General features: G+C 51.6%; 13 protein-coding genes. 3 read left to right on the top strand and 10 right to left on the bottom strand.

What is annotated here, in order from left to right:
* Window positions 1–7: 7 nt before the first annotated feature.
* From Q0698_RS00955 to Q0698_RS00925, 7 genes are all read right to left on the bottom strand, one after another.
* Window positions 8–970, bottom strand: coding sequence for a DUF523 and DUF1722 domain-containing protein (locus tag Q0698_RS00955; RefSeq protein ID WP_298632829.1), 963 nt, complete (start codon window positions 968–970; stop codon window positions 8–10).
* Between the two features lie 12 nt (window positions 971–982).
* Window positions 983–1678, bottom strand: a complete 696-nt coding sequence (locus Q0698_RS00950; protein ID WP_298632828.1) for an SDR family NAD(P)-dependent oxidoreductase — start codon at window positions 1676–1678, stop codon at window positions 983–985.
* A complete protein-coding gene (locus Q0698_RS00945) occupies window positions 1671–2081 on the bottom strand; it encodes a DUF393 domain-containing protein (protein WP_298632827.1) in 411 nt (136 codons plus the stop codon). Before Q0698_RS00945 ends, Q0698_RS00950 begins: the two co-directional genes overlap by 8 nt.
* Window positions 2069–2518, bottom strand: coding sequence for a DUF3429 domain-containing protein (locus Q0698_RS00940; protein WP_298632825.1), 450 nt, complete (start codon window positions 2516–2518; stop codon window positions 2069–2071). The genes Q0698_RS00945 and Q0698_RS00940 overlap by 13 nt, the downstream gene beginning before the upstream one ends.
* Window positions 2519–2682: 164 nt before the next feature.
* A complete protein-coding gene (locus tag Q0698_RS00935) occupies window positions 2683–4521 on the bottom strand; it encodes a DUF885 domain-containing protein (RefSeq protein ID WP_298632823.1) in 1839 nt (612 codons plus the stop codon).
* 202 nt (window positions 4522–4723) lie between these two features.
* Window positions 4724–7057, bottom strand: coding sequence for a penicillin-binding protein 1C (gene pbpC, locus Q0698_RS00930; protein ID WP_298632821.1), 2334 nt, complete (start codon window positions 7055–7057; stop codon window positions 4724–4726).
* The gene (locus tag Q0698_RS00925) at window positions 7054–11970 is read right to left on the bottom strand and encodes an MG2 domain-containing protein (protein WP_298632819.1); all 4917 of its coding nucleotides are present in this window, start codon (window positions 11968–11970) and stop codon (window positions 7054–7056) included. Before Q0698_RS00925 ends, pbpC begins: the two co-directional genes overlap by 4 nt.
* 134 nt (window positions 11971–12104) lie before the next feature.
* Between Q0698_RS00925 and Q0698_RS00920 the strand changes: the two genes are divergently transcribed.
* The gene (locus Q0698_RS00920) at window positions 12105–13178 is read left to right on the top strand and encodes an NADH:flavin oxidoreductase (RefSeq protein ID WP_298632818.1); all 1074 of its coding nucleotides are present in this window, start codon (window positions 12105–12107) and stop codon (window positions 13176–13178) included.
* Between the two features lie 18 nt (window positions 13179–13196).
* Here the strand turns inward: Q0698_RS00920 and Q0698_RS00915 are convergent, their stop codons facing one another.
* Both Q0698_RS00915 and Q0698_RS00910 read right to left on the bottom strand, forming a co-directional pair.
* On the bottom strand, window positions 13197–14744 hold the full coding sequence (locus tag Q0698_RS00915) for a PH domain-containing protein (protein WP_298632816.1): 1548 nt from the start codon (window positions 14742–14744) through the stop codon (window positions 13197–13199).
* Window positions 14734–15267: a PH domain-containing protein gene (locus Q0698_RS00910; protein WP_298632814.1), complete on the bottom strand. Its 534-nt coding sequence runs from the start codon at window positions 15265–15267 to the stop codon at window positions 14734–14736. Before Q0698_RS00910 ends, Q0698_RS00915 begins: the two co-directional genes overlap by 11 nt.
* 96 nt (window positions 15268–15363) lie before the next feature.
* On the opposite strand from Q0698_RS00910, the gene Q0698_RS00905 reads away from it, so the two are divergent.
* Both Q0698_RS00905 and Q0698_RS00900 read left to right on the top strand, forming a co-directional pair.
* Window positions 15364–16656, top strand: a complete 1293-nt coding sequence (locus tag Q0698_RS00905; protein WP_298632812.1) for an amidohydrolase family protein — start codon at window positions 15364–15366, stop codon at window positions 16654–16656.
* A 27-nt stretch (window positions 16657–16683) separates the two neighbouring features.
* Window positions 16684–17544 carry a TraB/GumN family protein gene (locus Q0698_RS00900; protein ID WP_298632810.1) on the top strand — a complete coding sequence of 287 codons (861 nt, stop codon included), beginning with the start codon at window positions 16684–16686 and terminating at the stop codon, window positions 17542–17544.
* Between the two features lie 124 nt (window positions 17545–17668).
* On the opposite strand, the gene Q0698_RS00895 is transcribed toward Q0698_RS00900, so the two are convergent.
* Complete coding sequence (locus tag Q0698_RS00895; protein WP_298632808.1) at window positions 17669–18883, bottom strand: cyclopropane-fatty-acyl-phospholipid synthase family protein; 1215 nt, start codon at window positions 18881–18883, stop codon at window positions 17669–17671.
* Between the last annotated feature and the right edge of the window lie 44 nt (window positions 18884–18927).

The following is an 18927-nucleotide window of genomic DNA, read 5'->3' as shown; positions in this document are numbered from 1 at the left end:
TTGCTAGTTAAATGGCGTAACGCAGATTGAGCTCATCAGGATACGGATGGAGGTAACGCTGCTTCGCCACATATTCATCGGGATACTCGGCTAGGAAATGACGAATTAGCGTCAGCGGTGCCAGTAACGGCAGGTGGCCCTCGCGATAATCGGTGATCACTTTAGCGAATTCCTGTCGTTGCGCCGATGAAAGGTGATTTTTGAAATAACCCTGTAGGTGCTGCAAAACGTTAGTGTGTGCCTTCCTGCTTACGGGCGAACTAATAGAGCGCATGAACTCCACGATGTAACATTCGCTCAGGCTCTGTAGGTCACCACTCACATCCGCTAGCAGTTGTCCCAAGGATTTGTAGGCCGCAATGCTGTGAGCCATTAGCAGGTACTTGTACTGACTGTGAAATTCAATCAGCTTGCCCGCGGTTAATCCTTCGGCCATGAGGTGCTGCCAGTGGCTGTAGGCATACACCCGGGTGATGAAGTTCTCGCGTAACAGGGCATCGTTGATGCGGCCGTTTTCTTCAACGGGAAGAATAGGATTGTGCTGCATGATCTCTTTTGCATACAGTCCAATGCCATCACTGGTACTCATCTTACTTTCGCCCTGATAGAGCTTGACCCGCTCCATACCGCAACTTGGCGATTTCGCACAAAAAATGTAGCCACTTATCTTTTGGTCTAGCGCTACCGCCTGTTCCTTACCATAAGCCTCAAGCGCCTCGGTGACGTCGTTGCCCTTGGCTGACGTCGCAATAATTTTGTCATCGTGTTGCTCAAGCCGAATAGTTGGACGAGGAACACCCAAGCCAATTGCCGCTTCCGGACAGAGGGGAACGTATTCAACAAAATCGCTCAGTGCATCAGTGCAAAAAGCCGAACGCTTATGTCCACCATCGAAGCGAACCGGTTCGCCCAAGAGACAAGCACTAATTCCGAGTCTAATTTTTGTTTTGGGAATGAAATCGCGATACATAATTTTCCTCGTTTACCAAGCAATAGTCTCATGCTGCCAATCCGTAAACAGGGCTCTGCCCGTGGGTTCTGGACGGCTACATAATGAATATAGGCGTGATGCGACAAATTCGGGAGAAAATAGTTTCTCGGCGCTCACGTTTTTTTGAAATGGCTTTGACAGTTCAGTGTCAGTGGTTCCGGGGTGAAAAGCAATCACTGTGCTTTTCGGACTGCGGTAACGGAGTTCTGCAGCAAAACACTGTAGCAGCTGGTTTAGGGCGCTTTTTGATGCGCGGTAGCTATACCACCCCCCTAGGTGATTATCATCAATACTGCCCACTCTTGCACTGAGAACACTGATCACCCCACGGGTTTGAGTTTTAAACAGTGGCATGAGAGCCTGCAAAAACAGCATTGGCACTATGGTATTGCTGTGGATTAGGCGCTGGAAGTAATCACCTTCAAAAGCCCTCAAGCTTTTCTCGGGCAGTTTTCCTTCGCTGACCAGCTGGCCATTGAAAATGTGAATGCTAAGTTCATCAGCGCTAGCAATATTTTTGCAGACCTCCGCTATGCTGCGCTCACTGTAATCACAGTGTATAGCGCCCGCTAAGTGTCGCGAAGAAATACGCGTTATGAGGGTGTCGGGCTCCTGTTGCCTTATATGATGATAAAAAGCCTGGGCGATACCACTGCTAGCGCCAACGATAATTCGATGACTACTCATGGCTGCTCGCTGATTTTGAGACCTTCACCTCGCAGTGGCTATCGCAACGTTTCTTGCCGGTCAGAAGAAGGCTGAAGAATTCTCGATGCGTCGAGAACACACGGTAGCCAACATTGGCAAAGTTACGGATTAGGGGCCAGCGCAGTACTCGCAACCACGGCTTTCTGTCTACCGTTTCCCACAGCAATACATTGGCGTCTACCGCAGTGCGAACTTGTCCTTGGGTATCAATCACATGCAGCGTATCCACCGCAGCCGAGTGGGTGATGCCCAGAGGGAGCGAGATTTCGTCATTGAGGTCAACGAAGTGAATGCGTGAATGGATATCAAATCTAGCGAGGGTGTCCATTTCCTTTGCACAAAGCGGGCAGGAACCATCAAAAAACACAGTTAAACGAGCCATAGTATTACCACCATTATCAGGTGCAGAAGCACCACCAAAGTTGTTACCACGCGGCGAAGACGGCGATAGCTGCCGTCCCTTTCACGTGTTGCCTCTACTCTGTAGAGGGCAATAAACAGCAGACCGTTAACGCCTAGTGCGAACACGAATGACGACTGCAACAGCGCGAACCAGCACACCAAAGTCAGCACGTTAGTGGCAACAAAGGGCGCCTTAGAGGGGGTGTCAGCAGCCTGATTATCGGTAGTGTTTTGATAGCGCGCTGCGCCCCAAATACTCCCCGCTAAGAAACTAATGATGACCGTTCCATAACTACTGAATATCTCCACTGGGGTATGGCCAAAGAGAGAGATACCAACAAACTCGGCAATCGCTGCCGCAATGAAGGGTACCGTGCCGAAGGTAGTGAGGAGACGAATAGTGTGTTCGTGCTTCATGGTTAACGCCTAAATTTAATACCACTACAGGTACTTCGTTGTTGGCTAAGATTTGGTTTATGGGTATTTTCCACGGGAAAGAAAAAGGCCGCGTAATAACGCGGCCTTTTATTGAGCGTTTTACGAGCAATTCGTAAAGGTCGCTCTGGGTACTAAGTTGATCTCTAACGCTGCGAAGCGACCCAAGCGTCAACATTCTCCTCTAGGATATCAAGCGGTACAGCTCCACTGCCTAGCACGGTGTCATGGAAGCCGCGGATGTCGAACTTATCGCCAAGGCTAGCTTTCGCAGCTTCACGAAGCTCGACAATCTTGATCATACCAATCTTGTAGGCAGTAGCCTGACCCGGCATGACAATATACCGCTCAATCGCTTTAACGATATCGCCATCTGGGTTAGGCGTGTTCACCTGAAGATATTCAATGGCCTCTTCACGAGTCCAGCGCTTTTCGTGCATACCCGTATCCACAACTAAACGACATGCGCGCCACAATTCCATTGCCAGACGGCCAAAGTCAGAGTACGGGTCCTGATAGTAGCCCATCTCCTTTGGAAGCAGCTCACTGTAAAGTCCCCAGCCTTCAATATAAGCGGTGTAACCGCCGAAACGACGGAACTTTGGCAACTCGTCAAGCTCCTGAGCAATAGCGAGCTGCATGTGGTGACCCGGTACGCCTTCGTGGTAAGCCAGTGCTTCCATCTGGTAGGTTGGCATGCTGTTCATATCATACAGGTTCGCGTAGTAAACGCCTGGACGGCTGCCATCTGGAGCAGGACGACTATAGAACGCCTTGCCGGCACTCTGTTCACGGAAGGCTTCAACGGCCTTCACTTCCAGCGCTGCCTTTGGCTGGATGCCAAAATAATCATCAAGCTGAGCACGCATGATATCGATCAGTGCGGTAGCTTCATCTAAGTAGCGCTGTTTTCCCTCTGGCGTTGTTGGGTAATAGAACTGTGGATCGGTGCGCATGAATTCGAAGAACTCCTGCAGATCACCCTCAAAACCAACCTGAGCCATGATGTCACGCATTTCACCGTGAATGCGCGCAACGTCCGCGACACCGATATTATGAATCTCATCCGCGGTGAGGTCCGTAGTGGTCATCAACTGAAGCTGCGAGGCGTAGTATTCGTCGCCGTCTGGGAGCTTCCAAGCGCCGTCGTCGGTGGTCGCTTCAGCCGCCTGTACTTCTAGCACACTGATCAACTGTTCGTAGGCCGGACCTACTTGCTCGGTCAGCGCGGCAGTTGCATCAGCGATGAGCGCTGCTTTTTGATCGTCTTCAATGTCCAGGGCGTTTACCTTGCCCGTGAAATCAGCCAGTAAGGTGCTAGCCTCGCCATCATCGAAGGGCGCGCCAACAATAATGTTACGTGAATCTTGCAGTACCATTGGGTAAACAAACGCCGGTGGCATCACGCCCATGTCCTGACGTGTTTTCATATCAGCTTCTAGCTGTTCGAACAGCGTTGGTACACCGTTTAGACGTTCGATGTAGGCTTCAGCGTCGCTGACGCTAGTGACTCGGTGCTGGTTAATAAGGAATGACGGAACCTTACTGTGCACACCGTACATTTGGTTAACCGGGTAACCATGATTGCGCCAGCGGTCTCGCTCAATTTGCTGCGTTAACTGGGCAATCGCCATGCGGAGACTCAATTGATTCTGTTCATTCAGTAGACTAGGGTCTAGCGCTTCTAGCTGCTGCAGATTGCTCTGGGTTAGCGCCATTGCTTGGGCGTCAGCTTCCGCAGAAATTTCATCCCACTTGCCATAGTTGTCTTTGATACCTAGCGAGGTTTGAAACTCGGGGCTGAGTGCGACCATCGCCATGAACTGGTCATCGACGAGCTGCAAAAATGCCGCGTCAGGGGTATTGATCGTTTCGGTGGCTTGCGCTTGATCCGCAGAGGCACTATTAGTTTGTTGAACCGTGGCATCGTTACCACAGCCTACTAGTGCGGCAGCAATCACGGCACTTAGAATGGTCTTTTTCATACTGAAAACCCTTTGTTGTCGCCCGTTGTTATTCACTAGCAGTTGGCAGTTAACTACTCGCTTCGCAGCAGAGTAGGCGCTGACCGATAGTGCTTTGGGCAGAAATTAAATACTTAACTAAGCAGTGCCAACAATAGTAACCGTTTTTCGCGGGATCACAATGTTCGCAAAACGAAGTCGCGACCTAAGTTTCATACCCCAACTAGCGTACTGAAAAGTGAATTGATCGATATCGACCTGCTGAATCGATAATGAGGAGTCGATGGTCACCTGAGAGCTGAGGCGAGATGTTGAGGGAAAGCGACGTGGCTCGAGTGTTCAACAGCGCGCCGTCCAGAATCCAGTCTACCGGGCCGATTGCACTTGGAGCGTTCAGGACTATCTCAATGGGTTCATCATTAAGTAGGCGGAGGGTTTCGTTGGGCTGTAAGCCCTCTACTCGAAGTGCTGAAGTATCGTTGCTGGCAGCTTGAAGCGGCGTAATACAGTGCGCATTTAAGGTAGGAATAGCGGTGATGAATTCGCGCGGAACTAAGCCTGCAGCGCTATCAGGCCATATGGGGATAGATAAGCGTTGTGCGTCATTCGTTAGGCAGTGAGCCAGAAGGCGAGAAGTGCCTTGCCCATCTACCCAAAGGGGGCGATTCGCGATTAAAAACTCGCCCGGATGATTGCTATCCAACGTGCGTGGGGTGACGCCGTCAATGGTGAGCGCTTCTCGGCCAATCGGGCAGTGCTCAGCCAGTTCCGCCGCGCGGCCGTCGGGCCAGCAGATGGTCCGAGTTATCACGGTTTTGGGTGCTATTAGCGCTTGCTCTGTACTGGCTAACTGGTCGAATACCTGAGTCATTAGTGGGCCAGCGGCCTGCGCGCCCATTAGGTTGGCAATTGGGCTGGAGTCAGCTCTCCCTATCCACACGGCGACGGTAAAGTCGTGATTGCCGCCAATAGCCCAAGCATCCCGATTCCCCCAACTGGTGCCAGATTTCCAGGCGATCGGATTATTGGGATCTTGCGATCGCTGACCGTTTAGCGTTGGCAGGGGTTGCGTCGCGAGACTGCTGAAGGTAATCCAAGCTGCGCTGGGGGAAAGTAGACGTCGAGCAGCCGCGGGCGTATCAAGCTGAGAAAAACGCAACGGTGTGACCAAGCCCTGGTTCATGATGGCTCCGTACAGTGTGGCCAGCGACTCCAGTGAGCTCCCGGCGCCGCCGAGGATGATGGCTGGATTCGGCTCAGCAGAGCTTAATAGCAATGGCGCTTGCACGTGAGCCAGCTGATCGACGAAACGCTGCGAACCGTAGGCCTCGATGAGCTCGACGAAGGGGATATTGAGAGATAATCGAAGCGCGTTCGCTGCACTAACTGGGCCGGAATAACCGGTATTAAAGTTCTCCGGTTGATAGTCGGTGTTGAGGCGCGGCGCATCAATGAACAGACTTTCACTGTGAATCAATTGCTGATCCAGGGCTAATGCAAACAATAGCGGCTTCAGGGTAGAGCCAGGCGAACGAATGGCTGGCACCATATCCACGAAACCGGCGCTGTCGGGATTCGCATATTTAGCACTGCCGACGTAACTCATCACTTCGCTATGTTGATTACTGATAACCAGCACTGCAGCATTAGTTTCTCGGCCCCAGCGACTCGCATGTTGTGCTGCCAAAGTTTGCACTCGGCGTTGCAGTTCCGCATCAATAAAGCTGGGGATGACGGTTTCCGAGTAACGATTACTAAGCCTGCGGCTAAACAGCGGCGCGATAGTCTGTCTCTCCGGAGGCCAGCTAATAACACCTTCCTGCTTAGCCCTTTCGCCCTCATCAACACGCCAAATATTAAACTTCACTAAACGGTCTATGACCTTGTCGCGAGCGGCCTGCGCCACTTCGGGATGGCGGTCCGGTCGAAAGCGACTGGGCGATTGCGGAAGTACCGCAAGCAATGCCGCCTCGGCATCGCGCAGTTCAGCGCTGGATTTTCTGAGGTATTGTTGACTTGCCGCCTCCACGCCCTCGAAATTACCGCCGAAGGGTGCGTGATTGAGATAGAGGGTGAGAATTTCATCCTTGCTCAGGTGCCATTCCAGTTGTAACGCCCGAAGGATTTGCTGTGTTTTACCTAGCAGACTTCGAGGGTGCGGATGAAGTAAGCGGGCAACCTGCATGGTAATGGTCGAACCACCGGAGACAATTTCACCGGCTTCTAACCACTGTTGGGCCGCACGAATCAAACTAAAGGGATTGACCCCGGGGTGCTGGTAAAAGTATTGATCCTCGTAGGTGAGTAATGCTTCAACGTAGCGCGGGCTCACCTGAGCTAATTCAACTTCGTGGCGCCAGATTCCTGCTTCATCCGGGAAAGCCCTGAGTGGCAGATTATTACGATCGAGGACCACCCTACTATAGGAGCTTCGCTGCTCGGGCAGAGCGAGAGGGAACAGTTGGTCTGCCAGTAGGGCGAGTAAAACCAGCCCCGTGGTTAAAACGATCAGCGAGCCAAGACTGCGCCTTACTCGTGGACGCTTCCCGCTACTCACTGAATAACAAGCCTATCTAGCGGCTTAGTTTGGCCGCGCACGCCCGGTTGATACATGGATTCTATTAGCGTTACCGGAACTTGGAAGTTACCCGGTGTGGTAGCGCGTAACAGGTACCCAGTTTGTATTTCTCGGTCTGAACGCAGGTCGAAGGTGCTAACAAAGCGGTCGTCACGATACTCTTCGTGCTCGGGATATAGATTGTTACCGGACGCAAGCTCTTCCACATTGAGTTCTGTTAGTGAAGGTGAATTGGCTAATCGAGGATTCACCAGTTCGAAGCCCGCGGGAAGCAGGGAAATCAACATGGCATCGTGAATTCGCTGCCCCGACCAGGCCTTGAGTTGAGCGTAGACCAACGAACCGCTGGCTACTTGGTCCTCATCGGTGAGCAGGCGATATGCTCCGTTTTCAATTAAGTAGTAGCTAAGCTGAACTCGCACGGGATCCTTTGCTATGGCAGCTGGAGTGGCTACGCCAGAGGCCGCGAAACTCACGAATATGGGTTTCGAACCGGTGTTATTGATGTGCAGGTTTTGCTCTTCCGTTGTCAGGGGCCAACGTCTAGTGTCGTCACTCAACTGCAGGCCATCGAAATGGGTACCATTAATCTGCGCCTCCCAGGCGCTGTCAGCGTCACTTCCTAAACTTAGGGCTAGTAATTGAGCTCGCTCCTGAGTGTTAAGCCATCGCTTATCGCGGAAGGATTCGAAGACCTCGTTGAATAGTGCCTCGGCGTCAACCGAAGCTAAGAGATCGTGTTGCTGCAGCAGTTGATAAACCGCCGCACTGTCCCGCAGCGTGGAACCGTAATCACCCATATAGCTCTGGGGTCGAACGGTGCTGACAAGTTTCTGTTGCAGTAACTCGTTCGCGGCCATTGAGTCACCGCTTAGCTTAAGCGCAAGTGCGAGGTGAACGACACTCATTGGGGTGCGAAGTGACAGCCCAAGCCGATCACGAATATCACGAATCGGGCCAAGCGCTAGTAATCCCTCTCGGGCTAACACGTAGGCTGCATAACTCTTGACGCTTGCGTCTAAGGCATTGGGGTTTTGGCTGTAACCCAAGTCATCTAACGTACTTCTATTCAACACGTAGCTGCGGAGTCGTTCGATACTCGGTTTCATCAGCGTATCTGGGACAGTGGCCCCCGATGCGCGCAACGCTAGCAGAGTGTCCACCACATAAACTGTTAGCCATGGGGATTCGTTGGCCGACGAAGGCCAGAGTTGGAATCCACCGCTAGGGTGTTGCAGTTCACGGTAGCGCTGTAAACTCGCTTCGATCATTTCACTGCGCTCAGCTTCGCTAGCGTTGAGCTCGCTCAGTTGAGTCGAGGAAGCATTTAGCCAAGGCCTCAACCGGCTGGTGGTTTGCTCAAGACAGGCGTAGTCGTAGTCTGCTAAGTAAGACCAGTTCTCGGCCTGGCCAAAATCTGGCTGCGCGCCAATTTGCAACCATGTTCTTAAACCAACAGGCGCTAAGTCATCGAGTACTGACGTAGGAAATTGAATGGACTCGCCACTTGCTACGAGGGCATGCGCGAAATTAGCACGTGGGTTGTCAATGCCGCGCAGAGCGATTGGCCAGCGTCGCTCAATAGCTAGATTGTCGCCAGTTAAGGAGACGATGATAGCGCCGTCAGAACCCGTGCCCGCAGCTTCAATAGGTAGGTGAATTTGCGTGGCCTCACCCTGTGCTAGAGAAATTTTCTGCGTGGTGTTCGCTAGGTTCAACGCACCCTCTGAGTGAATACTCAGTTCGAGATCACCGCCCTCATGGCGCAAATTGCGAATATCGAGGATGCCAGCCAACTGATCGCCCTGAGCAAGGAATCGCGGTTGTGCGAACTCAATGACGACCGGTGAGGAGACGGTGACCCGCTGCTGCACATACCCCACTGCACGCTCGCCAAATCCATGAGCGGTCAGGAGCAGTGCACCATTAAAATTCGGTACATCAACGTTGATTTCGGCACTCCCGTTAACCACTTCAACCGGGCCGCTAAACCAGGTGGCAATGGTCGGCGAAGATTTAGCTCGCTCTGCTCCGCGCAAACTTTCGTCATCCTGCATGTCAGCAGGGGCTGCGGTAGCCAACATGAGATCTCCGCCCCAGTGAATTTTGGCATTATCCAGTGTATTCGGTTCAAGTACCCAGCCGTAGATATCGGAAATGCCGTTGGCCGCGTAGCGTCTGGGTCCATAGAGCTCGGTAAAGGGATCTGTAATACGATAATCCGTGAGCGATAGCGCGCCCACATCCACCGCACTGACAGTTACTTGGGCAGCGCCGCTATAGGGCTGACCGTCACCATTGAGTACGGTAACCGAGAGACGGTTTTGTTGATCCGGTAGCCAGTTGGCGGCGGTTTCAACGCTGATATCTAACTGTTGTTCACTGCGGTCTAGTGGCACGTGTTGGAGGCCGAAGGCACGCTTGCGAACGCGCTCTGCATCGCCTTCAGGAGAGACCACAAAAGCGCTTAAGTAGATATCGTGGCGGTCTACGTCCTCAGGGATAGTGACCGTAATTTCGCTGAGTGAGTCGGTGATGTCGAAGTGGCCCTTTGCCAAAATCTCATCGGATTCCAGTACCCATAGTCCAGTGCCTCGAATGGGGCTGCTAATCTGAGCGCTTATCTCAGCGCCAGCTTGAAAGGCCTCACCGTTGAGGTTGATCGTGATGGATTCGGGATCCTGAATACTGGCTTGATTCATCCAGCGGTTATACCAGTCAGAGCCTGCTTGAAAACGAATACGCGTTAAGCCGCCGGCTTCATCAGTCACTTCAAGGCGATAGGTCCCCCATTCAACGGGAAGTTGCAGCGTGTCACTATTGGCAAAGTCGTACTGGCCATCAAACATCAGGTACTCATTGTCCTGACGGACGTATTGCCAACCTCGCTGTGCCGTGTGTCGCCAAAATCCGGTGCGTTCTTCGCGCACCAATTGAACCGTTGCGCGGCCCTCTGAAGTCTGCTCTCCGGCGGCATTAAACCGGCCGAGGATGAATTCAGCGATGCTATTCTCGCTCACACGGCCGCCATCGAACTGAGGGTCTACGCCAACAAAAAAGGGCTTAGGCCAAAGGATTAAGTCGTGTTGACGATCGATACTCCGACCACTGTTTTCAAATAAGCTGTAATTGAGGCTGAGCACGGCTGGACTCGTTAGCGAGTCAAGGTCCACATTGGCCGCATGCAATGTGGCCAGGCCAAGCTCGGTCACCGCTTCGCCATCATCATTTAGCGTTTGCTCGGGGAGATCTAGGTAGAGGGAGCGAACATCGTTATTGCCAAAGTAGAAGTCGTCAAGGGAGCGGAAAGGGTTAACGCTAGGCCTAATGATTGCGTTAGTAGTTAGGCGGTTACCGGCAGCTGGGGCGCCATACAAAAACTGCCCCGAAACGGGTATTTGCAGTGGACTATCAATGGTTTGCTGCAGCGGCCAAACCGGCGCGTCCTGACCGTTGTTCCAACTGAGCTCAAGCGTCTCAGGGAGGAACTCTTCCACTTGGAAGTTGACGTAAGCGGTATTCGCGCCGCCATCAATGCGGATACCCCAGTAACCGGTGGAGGCGTCCTCAGGTAGTTGAATATCCAGTTCGAGGTAGCCGAATTCATTAGGACGTTTGGCAACGGTAGCGAACTCATTACCTCGGGCGTCGAAGACTTCTAGTAGCTGCTTGCCCGTTAGCGAGTGACCGTCATGATCCTTCGCGAGCAGGGAGAATTGAACCGTTTCACCAGGGCGATACAGATCTCTGGGGAAATAGGGATATTGAAGCTGAGCTTGATGGTAGTCCAGCCCCTGGAGTTGCTCACTGAGATCATAGCTATTGCGATACAACTGAATGACACTTACAGCGCCATTGTGGCGGGCGATAAAGAAGCCGCCGCGACCCTCACTGCGGCTGAAACTAGCGTGACCAAACTGGTCAGTCACTGCTGAGGATTGAAGCTCATTGTTGTAGTCGAGGCGACTTATTTCTGCGCCTTCGATAGCTTTACCGCCATCAATTTCCTGGGCGAAGATTTCGACCGTGTCAGCGAAATTACGAAGCTGTAGTCCAATGTGAGAAACGCTCAACCACATGGCGCTGCTGAAATCTAAATCGCCCGGACCACGCGCCGTTAGCAAATAAATTCCAGAGCGATCAAAGTCCGCTAAGGTATTGAGTGCGAGGCCAATTTCGTGGCGCGTATTCCGGCCCTGCGGTAGTTCAATTCGCTGGGTGTTTAGGTGTTCAATCGCTTCCTGCTTGTCAGCATTCCTATGGTATCGACTTGAGCCATCCAAAAAACCATTTAGATCGGAGAAAAAACTGCCAAGCTGATCATCCTTAATGCGGTATACATTGATGTCGGCAAACTCAAGATTGGTGCTATGAAGAATTAGGTTGTCTACTGAGCGCAGGTTTACAATGGCACCACTGGCATCAAAACGAACCGATGCCGGCATGGGTTGTGACCTAAATTCGCCCTTTTGCGTCGCACCCAGAGTACTCCCATTCTCCGCGGCTAAGGATGCTAAAACACGGTATTGGTAGTCGGTTTCGGGTTCCACATCACGAAACTGCACGCGCATGCCGTCGGCGCTTAAAACGGCTTCGCCGGCGTTCGGAGTTAGGGTAATGTGTTCGCGCAATCGCTGATCGGCTAGCGGGGTACTTAGCTTGAGCTCAATCACGTTGACGTTGCCACGCTGTACCTCTGACATGGCAATGACGCGCAGCGGGACGTCAGCGAATAGGCTGGCCAGTTCGTCGCGAGTGGCTGCACCAGCCTCTGTCAGCACTGTTTGATCCGAATTTTCAGCGCCGAAATTGGCTTCGGAGTTATCGCTGCGGTCGCAGCCAAATAAAGCAAAAACTGAACACAACAGGCTAAGATGGAGAAGGATTTTCATCGCGTAGGCACCCACTAAGTAATTGTCCTATCAAATATAGCATGGAGGTCAGCTATTGTGGTGGGATGAATTCTGAGGAATTATGACAAAAAGGAAGCATTGGGTTGTTTCCGTTAATCACTGTTGAGGTTTTTATGGCTGAACTAAATACCCCGCTCACCATAGCAGGAAAAGTTTTATCAAATCGTTTCTCGCTAGCGGCGTTAACCAACTTGCAGAGTAACGTGGACGGAACGCTTACGGATGATGAGTACAACTGGTTGGTATACCGCGCTGAAGGTGGCTTTGCCATGGTGCATACCTGCGCCGCCCAGGTCTCCGAGACAGGTAAGGGTTTCGATGGTCAATTAGGACTTTACAATGAGCAGCATCTTGAGGGACTAACGCGTTTAGCTGATGGGCTTCGCACTGCCGGAGCGATGTCGATTGCCCAGCTGCACCATGCCGGAATGCGCACTCCGCCGCAGTTCGCTATAGGGCAGGCGGTGGCACCGTCAGACTTAGAAAAATATCAGGCACGTGCGCTGACGAATGCGGAAGTCTGGGACGAAATTGAATGTTTTACCAGCGCGGCAGAGCGCTGTCAGCGAGCCGGTTTCGACGGCGTTGAGGTACACGGCGCGCACGGCTATTTGATTGCTCAATTCCTGAGTGCCAGTATCAACCAACGCAGCGATGAGTTCGGTGGTGATTTGCAGGGACGAAGCAAAATGCTTAACGAGGTGATCAACGGCATACGCGAGCGTTGCGGTGAGGATTTTGTGGTGGGTGTCCGGTTGTCCCCAGAGCGCTTCGGCGTGGAGCTAACGGAAATGCAGCAAGTGGCTCAACAGATCTGCCGTGATCACCGGATTGATTATCTAGATATGTCGCTCTGGGACGTGAAGGCGGTAGTCTCTTCGGGTGAGTATGAAGGCCAACTACTTATTGATTGCTTCACCTCATTAGATCTATCGGGTGTGCCGTTGGGCGTCGCAGGTAAAATCTACAGTACCGAAGATGCCCAGTGGTGTTTGGACAAAGGAGCTGATTTTATCCTCCCCGGTAGAGCGGCAATTCTCCACCATGACTTCCCGCTACGCTGCAAGGATAAGAACTTTGTGAGTGAGTCATTGCCGGTGACTAGGGAGTATCTAGCTATCGAAAAACTAGGCCCTGCGTTTATTGATTACATGGCGTCATGGGAAGGTTTTGTTGCCGACGCATGACCCCATGTAGTTTTAATTTTACATCCAAGACTTACCAGAACTCTCGGTGATGAACAGCGAGCCATCCACTAAGTCTACGGCATCAGCGACCGGCAAATAGGGTATGCTGATGCTGCCGGAGGCTAGCACAAACTGGATCTTGCAGAGATTACGACGGCGCATGAACCAACTCTGAGACTGGCTGATTTGCTGCAGCTTGTGTCGCTCGAAACATTTATAGCTCACCCCAATGAAGCCCTTGCGAACATAGACAAATTGCTCATCGCCACTAAAGCCCCAACGTCGCCAGCGCAAGTAGCTCACTAGCGCACCGAAAGCAACAATCGCTGCGCCGACTTCAATGGCTTTTAGCCAGTCGGTGTTAAGCCAAACTACGGCGCTAGCTAACAGGCTAATTGGTATCCACAGGAAGAGCATTTTACTAATCATGAAGCGACTATGGATGGGTTTAAACGCAGCACGATTTAGCTGCGTCCCCGGCATGGCATCATTCGCTAAGTCATAGGCCTCATCCGGGTAAACAGACGGCACAATGAGTTTGCTATTACTTTCTACGCCAGGTTGGCCGGGGTTACCCGTTTGGTTCTGCTTGAACGTTAGGTTCACGCGCTTTAACACCAAGTCCAGCCAATCCTGCTTGAACTCAATGGATTGAAGCCTGCGCAGTGGTAGCGCAACCTCATGCTTAGTGAGTAGCCCAGAACGGCGGATATAGCGATGACCAGCACGTGAAAGCGTATAGCCGTAATAGGTAAGAATGGAACCGGCAACGGAGAACAGCGCAAGAATCATCATCGCTATCATAGTGAAGCTCAGCGCAGCGAGTGCGACCACGGCGTAGCCCTGGGAGTCCACATCAAAGAGTTGCTGCAAATCGATGCCAATGTAGCTGAACGCGCTGCCGATTGAATCCGCAAATTCATCGAACAACGGCGCCGCTGCGCCGAGGAAAATCCAGATACGATTGTTCGTCAGGCCGTGAATAACGAGGTCCATCACCGAGCGACGGTTGAGAACGACTTCGTCCGCTAAAGCCTGAGGCTCTTCGGCCTCTGAGCTAGCTCCATCCTTTAAGGTCGCTTCTTCGGCTCGAGCTCCAAGAATCGTCTCCTTGAGCGCAACCGCATGGGCCATTTTAATGGCAATGAGCTTAGCTTCATTTTTGGCAGAACCCGCAGTGTCTAGCTGCATACAGCAGTAATCGGAAATGCGGTAGTAGATAGGCTGTTCGAAGCGAATATTCTGAATTCGCGTAAACGGTAGATGGGTCTGTGTTTTATTAAAGATACCCGAACGAATCTCAATGGTGTCGTCAGTGAGCCGATATCGATAAACCAAAAAGCTCGCCACCGCGAAGCCAATGAGTAGCAGCAATAGCCCCAGCAGTCCAGGGATAGTCACGCCAGGGTTTTCTTTAATGCTGTTCCCTAGTACCAGAAAAGCCGGCACCAGGTAGATAAACTGACCACCCAGCTGCTTTAAGGTTTTAGCTAAGAAGAAGACTACCGCAATGGGCGAAATTCGGTGCCACTCGCCATCGTTATACGCAATGGGATCATTGCTCATCGCGAACGGCCTCTTTGTGATCAAGGATAAAGGCGCGCATCTGCTTTGCTTCTTCAAAGCGTAGGCCAGGAATTACAAAGGTGTGCATATGCCCGCCAGCACTATAAGCCAATAGGCAGGCTAGGTTGTAGCGGCGTTCAATGGGCCCCTGTTTAACTTCAATATGCTGTACGCGCGTAATAGGCTGGGTAATGGTCTTACGGACAATTAACCCCGACTGATAACTGAGGTCGTGATCGCGTAATGCAAAGCATTTTTTAGGATCCGCCAGCCAGCAGTAAATGGCGATGATAAGACTAATGCCAAGTAATACCGAGCTAACAATCTTCGCGGGGATCTCTGCCGCGGAGACCCAATCCGGAATGATCAGCCAGGCAACGGCTAGTAAGGCTAAGCAAACTACTACGACGGTTGAAGTAATAATACGGCGAACTTTTATATAATCCGCCTCGACGGGGGTGAATGAAAGCTGACTGATTTGCGGCAGCGACTCCGGCGAGATAGCGGCGTTATTAAACTCCATTTGATGACATCCTTGATTGCGGCTGAGCGCTAGTAGATTTATTTGCCTTAAATTAAGCGCTATAGTCGGTCTATCAGTCAACCGTGGAGAATAACAATGTTAATAATTCGCTACGCTGCCGTCGTCCTCGCAGCACTCCTATCCACTGCCGCACTCGCTAATACCAAGGTCATCTATGCTGGTGAACTCCTGCTGATTCCCGGTCAGGAACCGTTGCGCGCGCGAACCTTAGTGGTGACCGATAATCGAATCACTCAGGTTGAAGCAGGCTATCTATCGCTAGAGGGGTTTACGGCCGAGGTTGAGCTGGTTGATCTGCGTAACTTCTTCGTTATGCCAGGATTGATGGATATGCACGTTCATTTACAAAGTGAACTGGGGCCAGCCAATGATCGTGACGCATTGCGACTCTCTGAGGCGTTGGCGGGAATGAAAGCCATTCTCTACGGAAGGCGAACGCTGGAAGCAGGGTTTACGACCGTTCGCGACGTAGGATCGAATGAGCAAATGATGTATGCCTACCGCGATGCGGTAGCTCGTGGTTGGGTAGAGGGGCCGCGCGTTATTGCAGCGGCTGGCGTTGCTACCACCGGCGGTCATAATGACGTCAGTGGCTTAAGCCCTGAGTATATGTTGCACGCTTCAGCGGGGCGGCGAACGCTGTGCGATGGTCCCTACGATTGCCGAAGGGCAACGCGTGATGCGGTAAAGTATGGTGCGGATCTCATCAAAATCACTTCAACGGGCGGCGTCCTCACCGATCGAGCAACGGGTACTGGCCAGCAGATGGAGATGGATGAACTTCAGGAAATTGTTCGAGCGGCACATCGTCTAGGGCGAAAAGTTGCCTCGCACGCCCATCAGGAAGACGGAATCATCGCCGCATTAGAAGCGGGGGTAGACAGTATTGAACACGGTTCGTATGCGGGCCCTGAATCCTATGAACTCTTCAAATCTACCGGCGCCTACTTGGTGCCCACTCTTCTTGCTGGAGACACTGTAGTGCAGATGGCCGAAAACACCACAGTGTTAACGCCTGCTCAGGCAGAGAAAGCGATTCGTGTGGGCGCGGATATGCAGACGAATTTTGCTGGGGCTTACCAAGCGGGTGTGAAGATTGCCTTTGGAACGGATAGTGGTGTTTCTCAGCATGGGCTGAATGCTCAAGAGGCAGTTCTGATGCAACGAGCTGGTATGACGCCTACGGATATCCTGACGTCAGCTACTGTCAATGCAGCGGATCTCATCAACATGTCCGATGATTTAGGTACGCTCGAGGTTGGCAAGTTGGCAGATATTATTGCGTTAGAGCGCTCACCGCTAGCGGATATTGAAGCGTTGCTTGACGTTAATTTTGTGATGCAAGGCGGAGAGATTGTGAAGCAGTAGGCTTCCCACTCATAGAGGAATAAAAATATGTTCAAAGTAACCGTGCTCCTCCTAGCTGTCCTGTTTTCAAGAACGCTACTAGCCGCACCAGTTTGGCAAGTGACACAAGGAGATAATACCTTCTACGTGGGCGGAACAATTCATGTGCTATCCGAACAGGATTACCCGCTGCCAGAAAGTTTTGAGGTCGCCTATAACGCGTCCAAAGTGCTATTTTTCGAGACGGATATGCACGCTCTTAACGATGTGGCTGTGCAGCAGAATTTGCTTCAACGCGTTAGTTTGCCGGCAGGGGAAACGCTACAAAATTATCTGGACCCGGTGCAGTATCAAGCGCTGGAAAACTGGCTCCGTGAAGCGCAATTACCTAGCCGAGCATTTGACCGCTATAAGACGGGCTTCGTTACCATTCAAATGTTAATGATCGAGCTGCAGCGAGCAGGAATTTCCGCTCCAGGTGTTGATCAGTATTATTTCAACCGCGCTGCGGTTGATGATAAATCGGTAGGTGAATTGGAAAGCATCGACGATCATTTAGCCTTCTTCGAAACCTATGGCGAGGGCGTTGAAAGTGAGCTGATGGAAATGGCCTTGGATGAGCTCAAATCGATTGAGTATGAAATGGATTCAATGCGTGCGGCGTGGCGACAGGGTGAGATAAGCTATCTTGAGGCACTGTATGTGACGACTATGAAGGACGAATTTCCCGAACTATATCAGACGTTATTAGTTGATCGAAACCGTGCGTGGATGCCGGCGTTAATTGAAATGGGGAAAACGCCTGAGACGGAACTTGTACTGGTGGGTGTCGCTCATCTTCTGGGGCCAGACGGAGTTTTAATTGGCCTAGAGCAAGCAGGCTTCGAAGTAACACGGGTACAAAACTAAAAGAAGCTCGCCTTGGCTAAGAACCCGTTGAAGGGTAGAGAGCTGCTGCCAAGGCGATTTGAGGCAAGGGTATAGAGCCTTAAAAAAGGAGTGTTAAGCCGTGATTGGTATCGACGCCTTAGGTTTAATTAGTAAAAGTGAAGTGGCCGACGCCAATCTTCTGTTCGCGGAATCCGCCCTCGCAGTAACTCAAGTAGAAACGCCACATGTTAATGAACGTATCGGACAGCCCTTGGGACTTAATTAGTGATAGATTCTCCTCAAAGCGCTTTCGCCAGCAGGCGAGCGTTTCGGCATAACCTAAACCGAAGTCATAGTAATTACTTAAGTAGAGACCTTGACTCCCCGCGTGAGTTGAAATAGCCGAGACGGAAGGCAAAAAACCACCTGGAAAGATGTATTTCTGGATGAAGTCGACATCATTCTTAGCCGATTCATAACGATCCTCGGGAATAGTGATTGCCTGAATGACTGCCTTGCCGCCCGGCTTTAGCAGACGCTTCAGCGTGCCGAAGTATGTGTCAAGATATTGCCAGCCAACCGCCTCAATCATTTCAATGGAAGCTAGCTTATCGAACCTACCGTGTAACGCTCGGTAATCATCTTTCAAGAGGGTAATTTTCTCAGCCAAACCACGTTCTTCTATGAGTGCTTTGGTGTACGCATGCTGCTCTTCTGAAATGGTGGTCGTCGTCACATGGCAGCCAATCTTTTCGGCGGCATAGATGGCAAACCCTCCCCACCCAGTGCCGATTTCTACCAGAGAGTCTTCTGCTTTGAGCTCTAGTTGCTCTGCCATGGCGGCGAATTTCGCTAGCGAAGCCTGTTCCATGGTGCTCTCGCCCTTTGCGAACGGCGCTGCCGAGTAGGACATAGTAGGATCGAGGAAGGTTTTGAAGAAGTCGTTCCCTAGATCGTAGTGTCGAGCGATATTGTTTCTCGCCTGACGCTCTGAATTTCGATTGCGCCAGTGATAAAATTTATTTAGCGGTTTGATGAGCTTAGCTAAACCTGCATCGAACTTCGAGGTAACTCCCATATTTTTCGCCATGATTTGAATCACCGCGGTGAGATCAGGTGTTTCCCAGTCACCGGCCATGAATGATTCGCCAGCACCAATGGTTCCGCCGAGGACAAGATCCGAGTAGAAGCGAGCGTGATTCACTTTAATCACTGCTTTGAGGCTGCTGTGTGGGTCGCCGAAGTTGCGGGTGTTGCCATTATCGAGAATGGTGAGGTGAGCGCCGGTAAGTGAACTGAGGTTATTAAATATCAATCGCTGAGCCCAAGTTAATTTTAGGGGGTTTGCTTGGTCAGCATTGCGAGTAGCAGCTTTCATTTCTTATTCCTTGCCTAACGTTCTCGATCAGTATAGTCCTGATT

The sequence above is a fragment of the uncultured Umboniibacter sp. genome (assembly GCF_947497555.1).
Lineage (GTDB): Bacteria > Pseudomonadota > Gammaproteobacteria > Pseudomonadales > DSM-25080 > Umboniibacter.
This window is presented reverse-complemented; position numbering and strand designations above follow the sequence as displayed.